Raw genomic sequence first — 12,696 nt, 5'->3', positions numbered from 1 at the left:
TACTGCCGGCGCGAACGCGCTTCAACCGCGCCGGGCGCGCAGGCGCGCCCAGGCGCAGAACTCGCGGGGCCTGCGGTCGGCGCCTAACGCGTCGCAGTCGCGTGAGAGCATCTCTAAGATCGTCGCCTCGTCGCCCTGAAAGTAGTACGGCAAGCGCTCCACCCACTGGCGTGCTTTCGCCTGATCACCGGTCAACGCGAGCAACCAGGCGGTGCGCCCGATGAGGTTCGGCGTTGGCAGCAGATGCAATGCGGCCATATGCGCCGGCAGCAAGCTGGCAGCATTGTCCGGCGTGATCCTGGCGTGCTCGACGGTGTCCGATGCCGCGTGCTGGCGGAACCAGAGCCTGGGCATCGGCAGGCTATCCCGCTTATCTTCATGCGCATACTCGCGTGCCTCGACACGCTTGTAGTCCTGCCAGAGCGTCACAAGCAAGAAGGCGGACACAACGATGAACAACACACACGCTATCGCCGGAACGGCACGCGGCAAGCGCTTGCCAAAGCCGGACGGCTCCAGCCACGCCAGCAGGAAACAGAACGGCAGGAAGAAGTACAGGTAGTGCAGCGGATACTCGAGCATCGAGTGCGCCCCATACATCGCCAGCCAGAACAGCATCGGCACGGCCATGGCGCGCTCGCTCGACGAAGCTGCCCAGATCCGATCGCGCACCACGCGCCAGAGCCACCCTACCAGTACCAGCGCCACGCCGATCGTACCGACCAGACCCGTCTTGGCCAGCAGATCGAGTACTGCGTTATGCGCATGCAGCGACATCTCGGCCGTTTTGCCAACCTCGGCCATCTGCTGGAACTGGGCCCAGCCGAACTCGCCATAGCCAACCCCAAGCAGTGGATGCGCGCGGAACATCGCCCAGGCATGTGCCCACAAGGCGCCGCGGGCGGAAACCTGATCACCGGACTGGAGTTGCGCGACGGTGTCGAACAGCCGCCAGTCGAACAACTGACCAGCGTGCTTGATGGCTGGCTGGAGCACCACGATGCCGACGACCATCAGCACTGCCGCGACAATCAGCCCCGGCGCGCGATGCATCGGATCCGTGCCGCGAGGTGTGCCCCGTGCCAGATGCGCGGCGATCAGCGCGTACAGCGCAGCCAATCCGATATGCAGCACGCCCGTGCGCGACCCGCTCAACACGATGCCGCTTTCCAGCAGCAGCACCGCGACGAGCCAGCCCGGAAACCGCAGCCACCCACGCGTGGCGAGCCACACCGAAGCCACCAGTGCCAGGCCCTGAATCGTGGCCTGATGATTCGGCTGGTTCAGATTGCCCCAGAGGCGGCGGTTGTTGTCGTAGAAATATTCAGATACGAGGTTGAACGCTTGGTCTTCCAGATGGAAGACTTGCACCCATTGCGCCAGCGTGCCGAGGAGCCCCGCAATCATGAAGGCGATCGCGAGCGAATCGACAATACTCGCGCGCTCGTCGGTCGACATCGACTGGCTGGCACGCCATGCGGCCAACATCAGCGCCGCGCCCAGCGCCAGCACGATTTGCGTGAGTTGACGGCTGCCGGTGACATCGACCATACCCGTGACGGCTTGCGCGACAGTCGTGACAATCAACCAGATCGGCAGCAGCATGATCCACGGGAACGACCTGGACGCTCTCGAGCCCGACTGGCTTGGCCTCAGCGCCAGGGCGATGATCAGGAATACGCCAAGCAATCCGGCCGTCCACTCGCCATAGAACGTGGCAAGCGGCAGCGTGTGCTTCGAAACCAGCAGGGGCAAGGTAAATGCGACGACGATCGCCGTCGCGGGAAGCGTAGCTCGAGGTGCCGGCATTCGCGCGCAATCAGGGGCAAAGGCGACATGATAGCGCGGCACAGTGGGGGTGCCGAAAGATCGGTGACGTAGATCGGCGATGACTTGGAGGTATGAGCCCCCGCAGCGCGGTAGGACCAGGCGCCTGCACCAAGGTGTTCTTCGAACCAGCGGATGGGCCACGCGCTCGCGTACTACAGGCCAACACTACATTCGTCCCAGGCAGTCGGCCTAGACCGCCCCCGGATTAATTAAGTACAGGATCGAGGAATGTATCGATTCTCGGCATCGGACTTACAAAGCCACGCGATGGAGCCGCTACTGCCGCCAAACATCGTCAGTGTTAGCGTTTTTCCGCTGAGCCCCGGCGAGACGTTCTCAGTCCGGAAGGTTGCCGTGATCGTGCAACCAACCCCGCCCTCCGTCGCAGATCCGCCTACTATTACAGACTGAACATATGAGCCGGATATGTGCCCAGACACGGGAATACCGTCGTACTCACTATAAGAATTGCTCGGGCAGAAACCACGCTGCGAAAACGATTCGACGACCGCCGCCTTCTGCGCCGAAGCTAGCGTGAGGCCCTCGGCAAACTGCGCCCTGGCCACGTAGTCCTGATACTGCGGAACCGCGATCACCGCAAGAATGCCGACGATCGCGACGACGATCATCAGTTCGATCAGTGTGAAGCCTGCCTGGCGCCGTGCACGCGCTTGCGAACGTTGGGATGAGACCCGGTATTGCATATGACCCCCTGGGAAGTTGTTGTTGGCATCTGGCCGGGACGGCTTGAGTGCCGCCCGGCCCGAGGCATCTTCCAGGGAGTTGGTCGCGTAGAAATTGACGTTGCACAAGTCGCGGAGGAACGTCGCAATCGCTGGTATGTGCGACGAAAAGGCACAATTGTGCGATGCCTCGCCCGTTGCCGATACGCGGATCAGATGCCTCCGATCCATGCCATCGGCATCCCGGCGCGGGACGTAATGCTAGCTACCTCAGCCCGTGGTCGTCGTAGTTGTCTTACCCGACTCACTCGCTTTCGCGCAGGCCTGCGGCACGTACCGCTTGTCCGCCGAAGACTCGCACTGCCACGTCACCGATCCGCCGTCTGCATTACCCATAGTCAACGTCACCTGCTTGCCGAGCAGGCCCCTGGTAATACCTTCGTCCTTGAACTTGGCGATGATCGTGCAGCCGCCAGCATTGGAAGCCGTGCCACCCGTGGTGACGCTCTGTACATAGCTCCCCTTGATCGCCGAGGCCACGGGCACGCCATCGACGGCCGCGCTCGCATTGTTCGGGCAGGCGCCAGCCGCCGCGAACGATTCGATCACGCCGGCTTTCTGCCCGGAGGCCAGGCTCATGCCTTCGGCAAACTGGGACCGCGCGATGTAGTCCTGGTACTGCGGGATGGCGACGCCGGCAAGAATGCCGATGATCGCGACAACGATCATCAGTTCGATCAGCGTGAAGCCTCGACGATTCTTTCGCTCCAATGCGCGGCGTTGTTCGCGCAGGAAAACAACCTTGATTTGACGCGTCATGTTGACCCCTTTTCATTTGTGTTGTGCGATTGGAAAAGTGCGGGTGCGCCCGCAATCCGCGATGCGCACGGGGCCATGATCGCGAGCGAAACCGCGAGGTCTCAATGACCTCGGACAAATCTGACAGCGCTGTGGGAATTGTTTGGAAAACCACAGGAGTGCGTGGTGTGGATGCTGCAAGACGGGTGTTGCGTCGTAGCCACTGGGGACACTTGCGGCGCCCCTTGTCCAAACGCTTCAACCGCTCCAACCGCGCTTTCACTGGCGAAAGCGCGAGACAAGCCTGCTGGAGCCAGTACGCTCCCTACAAAACAAAACGGGCGACCCCGTGAGGGTCGCCCGTGTCAGGCTCGCGATATGGCTTGCGATCAGGCCGTCTGTGCGGAACGGCGACGCAGCAGCTTGCCGAGCATGACCACCAGCACGGCGCCCACGACGCCGAACACCAGGTGCGCATGCGGCACGTGTACCTGGAACCACTCGGCATCCACCGGGTCGCTGACGAGCATTTCGCCAGCCAGATAGCCCAGCAGCGCGGCACCCAGCACGATGATGATCGGGAAGCGCTCCATCACCTTAAGCAGGATCGTGCTGCCGAAGACGATCAGCGGAATCGACAGGCCCAGACCCAGCACCAGCAGCATCAGCTGGCTGCCTTCGGGACCCTTCTGCGCGGCTGCGGCCACGGCCACCACGTTGTCCAGCGACATCACCAGGTCGGCGATCAGGATGGTGCGGATGGCAGCCCAGATATTGTCCTTGGCGTCATGGCCTTCTTCATCGTCGTCGCCGGTCAGCAGTTGCACGCCGATATAGACCAGCAGCAAGGCACCCACGATCTTCAGGTACGGCAGGCTCAGCAGCTTGACTGCGGCCACGGTCAGAACCACCCGCATGATGATGGCGGCGGCACTACCCCAGAAAATGGCCTTCTTCTGCTGGGCAGGGGGCAGATTGCGGGATGCGAGCGCGATCACGACTGCGTTGTCGCCCGACAGGACGATGTTGGTCAGGATGATCGATCCCAGCGCAATCCAGAATGCGCTGCTGGACAACAATTCCACGGCAAGACTCCTTCCTCGATTTCTAAGTTATTCCAGGTCCGCAGGGGCTCCCACTGCGAACTTTTGGATGTCTGAATTACCAGACATGGAGATTTATCGTACGAACCTTTCGATTCGGTTTCAATCCGCGCTGCAACAGCCTCGGGATATACCCTAGGATTTTGCGTCGCAAGAATGACATTGCCCCCGCTTCTGAGGCGGGGGCAACGATTGCGGCGATGCGCTCCGGCAGGAGCCGGCATGCGCCGCAGGTACGGCAATCGCTCTGCACGTGCCATTAAGAGCACACACAAGCGACATCGGTGGGAATGCCTTACAGCATTGCCTTCAGCAGGCGGCCCATTTCCGACGGGTTCTTGGTGACCTTGATACCGCAGGCTTCCATGATTTCCAGCTTGGCCTGGGCAGTGTCGGCACCGCCCGAGATCAGCGCGCCAGCGTGGCCCATGCGCTTGCCCGGAGGCGCGGTCACGCCAGCGATGAAGCCAACCACCGGCTTCTTCATGTTTTCCTTGATCCAGTAAGCCGCGTTGGCTTCGTCCGGACCACCGATCTCACCGATCATGACCACGGCGTCCGTTTCCGGATCGTCGTTGAACATCTTCATCACGTCGATGTGCTTCAGACCGTTGATCGGATCGCCACCGATACCGACGGCCGACGACTGGCCCAGGCCCAGCGCGGTCAGCTGGCCCACGGCTTCATACGTCAGCGTGCCCGAGCGCGACACCACGCCGATGCGGCCCTTGCGGTGGATGTGACCCGGCATGATGCCGATCTTGATCTCGTCCGGCGTGATCAGGCCCGGGCAGTTCGGTCCGAGCAGCAGCGTCTTCTTGTTCTGGCGACGCATCTTGTCCTTGACTTCCATCATGTCGCGGACGGGGATGCCTTCGGTGATGCAGACCACCAGGTCCAGATCGGCATCAACGGCTTCCCAGATGGCGGCAGCGGCGCCTGCGGGCGGCACGTAGATCACCGACACGGTCGCGCCGGTTTGTTCCTTGGCATCCTTGACGCTTGCGTAGATGGGAATGCCTTCGAAATCTTCACCGGCCTTCTTCGGGTTCACGCCTGCCACGAAGCAGTTCTTGCCATTGGCATAGTCACGGCAGCCGCGGGTGTGGAACTGGCCCGTCTTGCCGGTGATGCCCTGGGTGATGACCTTGGTGTCCTTGTTGATCAGAATGCTCATTTGCTAGTCCTTTTAGTCGCCCCGCCCGGCTGCGGCCAGGCGGCAACGAAAGTTGTCCTTACTTGCCAGCGACGGCGGCCACGACCTTCTGGGCGGCTTCTTCCATCGTGTCGGCCGAGATGATCGGCAGACCGGAATCAGCCAGCATCTTGCGGCCCAGCTCTTCGTTCGTGCCCTTCATGCGGACGACCAGCGGCACGCCAAGCTGCACGGCCTTCGAAGCGGTGATCACGCCTTCGGCGATCACGTCGCAACGCATGATGCCGCCGAAGATGTTGACCAGGATGGCCTGCACGTTCGGGTTCTTCAGCATCAGCTTGAAGGCTTCGGTCACCTTCTCGGTGGTGGCGCCGCCACCCACGTCGAGGAAGTTGGCCGGCTCGCCACCGAACAGCTTGATGGTGTCCATCGTGGCCATGGCCAGGCCAGCGCCGTTCACCAGGCAGCCGATGTTGCCGTCCAGCGAGATGTAGGCCAGATCGAACTTCGAGGCCTCGATTTCGTTGGCGTCTTCTTCGTCCAGGTCACGGTACGCGACGATTTCCGGGTGACGGAACAGCGCGTTCGAGTCGAAGTTGAACTTGGCGTCCAGGGCAACGACCTTGCCGTCGCCGGTCAGGATCAGCGGGTTGATTTCGGCCAGCGAGGCGTCGGTGTCCCAGAATGCCTTGTACAGGCCTTGCAGGGCCTGGCGAGCCTGGGGAACGCTGGCGTCGGGCACGCCGATCTTGCGGGCGATGTCGTCAGCGTCCGAATCCTTCAGGCCTTCCGACGGTTCGATGATCAGCGTGTGGATCTTTTCCGGGGTGTGGGCAGCGACTTCCTCGATGTCCATGCCGCCTTCGCTCGAGGCCATCAGGGCCACCTTCTGCGACACGCGGTCCACCACCAGCGAAACGTAGAGTTCCTTCTTGATGTCAGCGCCTTCTTCGATCAGCAGGCGATTGACCTTCTTGCCTTCCGGGCCGGTCTGGTGCGTCACCAGCGTCATGCCGAGAATGTTGGTGGCGTAGGTCTTCACCTCGTCGATGCTCTTGGCCACCTTCACGCCGCCGCCCTTGCCGCGGCCGCCTGCGTGGATCTGCGCCTTGACGACCCACACCGGGCCGCCGAGCTGTTCAGCCGCCTTCAGGGCTTCTTCAACCGAGAAAGCAGGGATGCCGCGCGGAACCGGCACATTGTATTTGCGCAGGATTTCCTTGCCTTGATACTCATGGATATTCATGCGTGTTTCCTTTCGGGTAGGCGTAAAGGGATGGGAAAAATGATAGGAGACGAAGGGCTCTCGCCTTTTCCTGGGGCCGACCGTGACAGTCAGCCCGACGTACCGTTGGGCCGGTGGGCCAGGGTGTCTTCGCCACCTGATGCGGGGGCATCGGCGCGTGACGCGGTCTGGGGGGACGACGCCGCAGCGCCGGCTTTCGGTTTCGGCTGGTGACCATACCAGCGCGGGTAAAACTGACGAACCACCTCGCCCTCGAAATGGAGCGCGTGGCATCCATGGAGCTGCATGGGGGGTTCGGGATCGATGTCTTGCACGCCATCGCGGATATTGAACACATCGCCCGCGAAGGCTTGAATGGCCGCAGTCGGCAGCACGCCGGCCAGTTCGGTCAGATGGGTGCAACCGGCAACGCTGCCCAGACGCTCACGAACTGCCTTGCGGAACCCCTTTGACAGGTTCAGACCGATCAGCTTGCGGTAGGCGGGACCGATGAGATCGCAATGCGTCGGATAAGGCACCCAGTCAGAGCATGCCTCCGCATCGACGACGTTCATGCGCAGATCAATCGTGACGCGCAGCCACAGATCGTGCAGCGGCTGGCCTTCAGGGCGAATCCGGCCGCCCGCCAGTTCGATGTCGCGGGGCTTGGTGTCGGTCAGGCGCGCTTCGATGTCCCATAGGCCATCGTCCCGCAAATAGGCCTCGGCCGTGATGGCACGACGGTGACGCAGGACTCGGTTGGCTGGCGGGGAAAGCGGCATGACACCAGGGGCTGACGCGGCAGACTGAAAGTGGCGGATCGGGGGCAATTCATCACGGCAAACGGCTTGGTCCATGGGTAAGACCACCATGGACGGCCATTTGGGCCGCTGAACTCGTGGAGTTTAACATGCCGCGCTGCTTTGACCGGATACATCCTGCGCAACGAACTGTCCGCACGCAATTGTTGCAGCGACGATCCCGGCAAACCCAACCTGCGCAACGCCTGGCCGGTGTCCGCGTGACCCCTCGCTGCGATGCATCAGTGGTACGACGACTACGCCGACTTCTCACGAATACCCCTCATGCGTACACAGGTATGCGGCTGCCCGCATACCTCGTCATTCCCCCAAGTCGTCCATGCCTTCGTCCTCGGCCCCGCGGATGATCTTGCCCACCACCGATCGGGAAAATCCGCGCGCCATCATGAACCGGATTTGCTTGGCGCGGGCCTCCGGCGAGTCCGGCGGAACACCGAAACGCTTGCGCCAAACTTCGCGTGCGCGATCCAGCTCGGAATCGCGCAGGCGGTCCTGCAGATCGCGTAGCTGATCATTGCCGAGTTGGTGCGTCTTGGCTTCCTGCAGTACACGCGCCGCGCCGTAACGACTGGCCCGGCGGTGAACAAGGCTATCGACGAACCGCTCATTGGACAGCCAGTTGTCGCGTTCGAGCACATCGAGCAGAGCCTCCACCTCCTCGGCCGACTCGGCATGAGGCGCCAGCTTGCGCGCGAGTTCGGCCCGGCTGTGCTCCCGACGGGAAAGGTAGCCGACGGCACGGGCTTTCAGTGAGAGGGGGGGACGGGGCATTCGGCTGATAACGAGGAAGCCGGCAGTCGGCGCTGCGCGATACGGGAAACCGGGGTGAAAACAAAAAAGCCGCCGCACAAGTATGCGACGGCTTTCGTCAAGCAGCGACGTCAGGCTCAGCCTTCGACCTCTGCTGGCGCGCCCGCCACGGTGTTCAGCGGCGCCACGCCCAGCGCCAGACGCACCTTGTTCTCGATCTCGTCGGCGATGTCCGGGTTCTCGCGCAGATACTCGCGTGCGTTGTCCTTGCCCTGGCCGATCTTCTCGCCGTTGTAGCTGTACCAGGCGCCGGCCTTCTCAACGATCTTGGCGTCCACGCCCAGGTCGATGATTTCACCCTGGCGCGAGATGCCCTGGCCATAGAGGATGTCGAAGAACGCCTCGCGGAACGGAGGTGACACCTTGTTCTTGACCACCTTGACCTTGGTCTCGTTGCCGACGACTTCGTCGCCCTTCTTGATCGAGCCGATACGGCGGATGTCCAGGCGCACCGAGGCGTAGAACTTCAGCGCGTTACCGCCGGTGGTGGTTTCGGGAGAACCAAACATCACACCGATCTTCATACGGATCTGGTTGATGAAGATCACCAGGCAGTTCGTGCGCTTGATCGTGCCGGTCAGCTTGCGCAGCGCCTGGCTCATCAGGCGGGCCTGCAGGCCGGGCAGCGAATCGCCCATTTCGCCCTCGATTTCTGCCTTTGGCACCAGAGCGGCCACCGAGTCGATCACGATCAGGTCGATCGAACCCGAGCGCACCAGCGCGTCGGTGATTTCCAGGGCCTGCTCGCCGGTATCGGGCTGGGAGATCAGCAGATTGCCGACGTCCACGCCGAGCTTGCCAGCATATTGGACATCCAGGGCGTGCTCGGCGTCGATGAACGCGCAGGTGCCGCCCAGCTTCTGCATTTCGGCCACCACCTGCAGCGTCAGCGTGGTCTTGCCGGACGATTCCGGACCGTAGATCTCGACCACGCGGCCGCGCGGCAGGCCACCCACGCCCAGCGCGATGTCCAGCCCCAGCGAGCCGGTGGACACTACCTGGATGTCCTGTTCGATTTCGCCATCGCCCAGGCGCATGATCGAGCCCTTGCCAAACTGCTTCTCAATCTGGGAGAGCGCGGCGGCAAGCGCCTTCTGCTTCTCAGCGCTCACGCCGGCGCCGGCCTTCTTGTCGTCCATGGTCGTCCTTCAGTCAATGGTGTATAAATAGGCCGCATACGGCGCGACGCCCTGAACCCAAAGCCCTTTTCCGGGATGGATTCTCCAGGCCACGACGCCCAACCCGGCATGGTGCGATCACCTTTCATGGTAGCTCGCCCGGAATGTCGGGTACTGTATAAAAAAACAGTATGCTTGGCAAGCCCCACCGGCACCGCGGCCGGCGGCCGGCTGTGGCCGGCCACGAGGTGGAGACAATCATGCGGATTCTTATCGCCGAAGATGACGATGTGCTGGCAGACGGGCTGACGCGCTCGCTGCGCCAGTCCGGCTATGCCGTCGATCACGTTGCGAATGGCGTGGAAGCCGATTCGGCCCTGTCCACACAGTCGTTCGACCTGCTGATCCTCGATCTCGGCCTGCCCCGCATGTCGGGGCTCGAGGTACTCAAGCGGCTGCGCGCGCGCAGCGCCATGGTGCCCGTGCTGATTCTGACTGCAGCCGACAGCGTCGACGAACGCGTGAAGGGGCTGGACCTCGGCGCCGACGACTACATGGCCAAGCCGTTCGCGCTGTCCGAACTCGAGGCCCGGGTGCGCGCGCTGGTGCGCCGTGGCGCGGGCGGTGGCGCCACGCTGATGCGCCACGGGCCGCTCGCGTTCGATCAGGTCGGCCGCATCGCCTATCTCAATGAACAGATGCTGGATCTCTCCGCGCGAGAGGTCGGTCTGCTCGAAATCCTGCTCACGCGCAGCGGGCGGCTCGTATCGAAGGAGCAGCTCGTCGATCACCTGTGCGAATGGGGCGAGGAAGTCAGCAATAACGCAATCGAGGTGTATGTACACCGCCTGCGCAAAAAGATCGAGGTTGGCGGCATCCGCATCGCCACGGTGCGCGGGCTGGGCTACTGCCTCGAGAAATACCAGCCGGCCGTGGCCGCGCATGGCTGACACCACGGGGGCTGATCGCGCATGAGCCTGCTGCGACTGCCGTGGCGACGCCGTTCCGCCGCGGGCCCCGCACGCGCGACGGACCCCACCCGGCCCACGCTGGCCGATGCCGCGGCCGAAGACCAGGCGCTGGCCGACGCCCTGCCACACCTCGAGGAAACCTCGGCGCACCCTGCGCCCCGCTCGCTGTTTGGCGAGATTCTCGACTGGATGCTGGCACCGCTTCTGCTGCTCTGGCCGATGAGCATCGCCGTCACATACCTCGTCGCCAAGTCGATTGCAAACGGGCCGTTCGACCGCGCGCTCGAAGCAAGCGCCATCGTGCTGTCGCAGCAGGTGCGCGAGGTCAACGGCCGCGTCACGCTGCAGCTTCCACTGTCCGCGCGGGAAATCCTGCGCGCCGACGAGACCGACAATATCTACTACCAGGTGGTAGGCAAGCACGGCGAGTACGTGGCCGGCGATCACGACCTGCCGCTTCCGTCCGAGGACGAAGAGGGACATGCCGGGCTGGTATCGCTGCGCGACGATCGCGTGGCCGGCAACGATGTGCGTGTCGCCTATACCTACGTTGAACTGAAAAACATCAGCGGCGCCCAGCCCGTGCTGGTGCAGGTGGCCGAGACGCTGGACAAGCGCGCGCGGCTGGCCAATGAAATCATCAAGGGCGTCATCCTGCCGCAGTTCGTGATCCTGCCGCTCGCGGTGGTGCTGGTGTGGTTTGGCCTCACGCGCGGGCTGGCACCGCTGACCGCGATCCAGCAGCGCATCCGTGCGCGCAATCCCGGCGACACGAGCCCGATCGACGAGCGCGCGGCGCCGCAGGAAATCACGCCGCTGGTAGCATCGTTCAACGACTTGCTGTCGCAACTCGAGCAGTCGGTGCAGACACAGAAACGCTTCATTGCCGATGCCGCACACCAGATGAAGACACCGCTCGCGGGTCTGCGTATGCAGGCGGAACTGGCCCAGCGAGAGCAATCACCGGAGGAACTGCATCGGTCGCTGGCGCAGATCGCCGGCAGCTCCAAGCGCACCGCGCATCTGGTCACCCAGTTGCTGTCGCTGGCACGCATGGAGAATCTGGCAGGGGTAGGCGGCATGACGCCGGTGAACCTGACCGCCCTGGCGCGCGACGTGGTCAAGGATCTGCTGCCCCAGGCATGGGCGCGGCAGATCGACCTTGGCCTGGAAGGCGACGAGCATCCCGTGATGGTCACGGGCAATCGCGTGATGCTGACGGAGATGCTCAACAACCTCGTCGACAACGCCATTCGCTACACGCCGCCCGGCGGGCATGCCACGGTACGCGTCATCGCCGATGCATTCGAACCGTTCGCGTATCTCGATGTGGAAGACACGGGGCCGGGCATCCCCCCGAGCGAGCGCGGACGCGTGATGGAGCGTTTCTATCGTGTGCTCGGCACCAACACCGAAGGCAGCGGACTGGGGCTGGCCATCGTGCGCGAGATCGTGCAGCAGCACGGCGGCGAAATATCCATCGACGACAACGTGTACCAGACCGAGCCTCGCCTGGCCGGCGCCCGGTTCCACGTGACGCTGCGCCGCGCGCCGCCGGAAGAGACCAACACATGAGGAAAGCCCCGCCCGACCGCATGACGCCGCGCGAGCGGCTTGCCTGGCGCCACAATCTGCGCTGGATCGCCGTGCTGCTGGTGATCTGGTTCGTTGTGACGTTCGTCATCAGCTGGTTCGCACGCGAACTGCGTTTCGACTTCTTCGGCTGGCCCTTCTCGTTCTGGGCCGCCGCGCAGGGCGCGCTGATCGTATATGTAGCGATGGCCGCGCTCTACGCCTGGCACATGAATCGGGTGGATCGCGAACTCGACAGCGAGACGCCAGACGCCGAGACCCATCCCGCACCACCCACCAATCCCGCCGGTCGATCCTGACGCAGCCGGTCGATCCTGACGCAAACACGCGGCACCCCTCGTAAGGGGCAATTCGACGACTATGCCGCGCGACGTGCGCCAATGCTGCAAAGCAAGAATCCCGTGCGCCCCATAAGCCAGGCGGTTTGCGGGTTTCCGATCGACGCAATGCAGCAAATACCGCGCTGAAAACAGCCTCGAAACGTCTAGCGTATACCCCGACGAATCCGGCACGTTTTACGGGAACTCTGTCAGAACTCAGTAAGTTTCGCCTCCCACAATCCTTTGCAGCTTCGGTGCAGAGGCCGGC

The 12,696-nt window shown here is 63.0% G+C and carries 12 protein-coding genes; 3 read left to right on the top strand and 9 right to left on the bottom strand.

Translation table 11 applies throughout. The features are described 5' to 3' along the window. Nucleotides 1-21 precede the first annotated feature (21 nt). The 9 genes from WD006_RS01775 to recA form a co-directional block, all read right to left on the bottom strand. Nucleotides 22-1,809, bottom strand: a complete 1,788-nt coding sequence (locus WD006_RS01775; protein ID WP_011515347.1) for a PglL family O-oligosaccharyltransferase — start codon at nucleotides 1,807-1,809, stop codon at nucleotides 22-24. Nucleotides 1,810-2,039: 230 nt separating this feature from the next. Further along, complete coding sequence (locus WD006_RS01770; protein ID WP_269750006.1) at nucleotides 2,040-2,744, bottom strand: pilin; 705 nt, start codon at nucleotides 2,742-2,744, stop codon at nucleotides 2,040-2,042. 39 nt (nucleotides 2,745-2,783) lie between these two features. Further along, a complete protein-coding gene (locus WD006_RS01765) occupies nucleotides 2,784-3,332 on the bottom strand; it encodes a pilin (RefSeq protein ID WP_011515345.1) in 549 nt (182 codons plus the stop codon). Between the two features lie 368 nt (nucleotides 3,333-3,700). Continuing rightward, nucleotides 3,701-4,396 carry a TerC family protein gene (locus WD006_RS01760; protein ID WP_011515344.1) on the bottom strand — a complete coding sequence of 232 codons (696 nt, stop codon included), beginning with the start codon at nucleotides 4,394-4,396 and terminating at the stop codon, nucleotides 3,701-3,703. Nucleotides 4,397-4,709: 313 nt separating this feature from the next. After that, nucleotides 4,710-5,591, bottom strand: coding sequence for a succinate--CoA ligase subunit alpha (sucD, locus tag WD006_RS01755; protein WP_008646503.1), 882 nt, complete (start codon nucleotides 5,589-5,591; stop codon nucleotides 4,710-4,712). Nucleotides 5,592-5,649: 58 nt separating this feature from the next. Continuing rightward, entirely contained in the window at nucleotides 5,650-6,816 is a 1,167-nt protein-coding gene (gene sucC, locus WD006_RS01750) for an ADP-forming succinate--CoA ligase subunit beta (RefSeq protein ID WP_008646502.1), read from the bottom strand. An 89-nt stretch (nucleotides 6,817-6,905) separates the two neighbouring features. Beyond that, nucleotides 6,906-7,577: a DUF2889 domain-containing protein gene (locus WD006_RS01745; RefSeq protein WP_029310252.1), complete on the bottom strand. Its 672-nt coding sequence runs from the start codon at nucleotides 7,575-7,577 to the stop codon at nucleotides 6,906-6,908. A 339-nt stretch (nucleotides 7,578-7,916) separates the two neighbouring features. Then, a complete protein-coding gene (recX, locus tag WD006_RS01740; protein WP_029308413.1) occupies nucleotides 7,917-8,387 on the bottom strand; it encodes a recombination regulator RecX in 471 nt (156 codons plus the stop codon). Between the two features lie 116 nt (nucleotides 8,388-8,503). After that, on the bottom strand, nucleotides 8,504-9,565 hold the full coding sequence (gene recA, locus WD006_RS01735; protein ID WP_008646499.1) for a recombinase RecA: 1,062 nt from the start codon (nucleotides 9,563-9,565) through the stop codon (nucleotides 8,504-8,506). Between the two features lie 239 nt (nucleotides 9,566-9,804). Here recA and WD006_RS01730 point away from each other — a divergent pair, with 239 nt between their 5' ends. The 3 genes from WD006_RS01730 to WD006_RS01720 are packed head-to-tail and all read left to right on the top strand — an operon-like array spanning nucleotide 9,805 to nucleotide 12,407. Next, nucleotides 9,805-10,494: a response regulator gene (locus WD006_RS01730; RefSeq protein WP_011515340.1), complete on the top strand. Its 690-nt coding sequence runs from the start codon at nucleotides 9,805-9,807 to the stop codon at nucleotides 10,492-10,494. A 21-nt stretch (nucleotides 10,495-10,515) separates the two neighbouring features. Beyond that, nucleotides 10,516-12,090: a sensor histidine kinase gene (locus WD006_RS01725; protein ID WP_011515339.1), complete on the top strand. Its 1,575-nt coding sequence runs from the start codon at nucleotides 10,516-10,518 to the stop codon at nucleotides 12,088-12,090. Beyond that, entirely contained in the window at nucleotides 12,087-12,407 is a 321-nt protein-coding gene (locus tag WD006_RS01720; RefSeq protein ID WP_011515338.1) for a DUF4212 domain-containing protein, read from the top strand. Before WD006_RS01725 ends, WD006_RS01720 begins: the two co-directional genes overlap by 4 nt. The last annotated feature ends 289 nt before the right edge of the window (nucleotides 12,408-12,696 follow it).

Origin of the sequence: Cupriavidus sp. Met-2 (assembly GCF_049843575.1) — a bacterium.
Lineage (GTDB): Bacteria > Pseudomonadota > Gammaproteobacteria > Burkholderiales > Burkholderiaceae > Cupriavidus > Cupriavidus metallidurans.
Note: the sequence above shows the minus strand (reverse complement) of the source record. Positions and strands in the feature narration are given on the sequence as shown.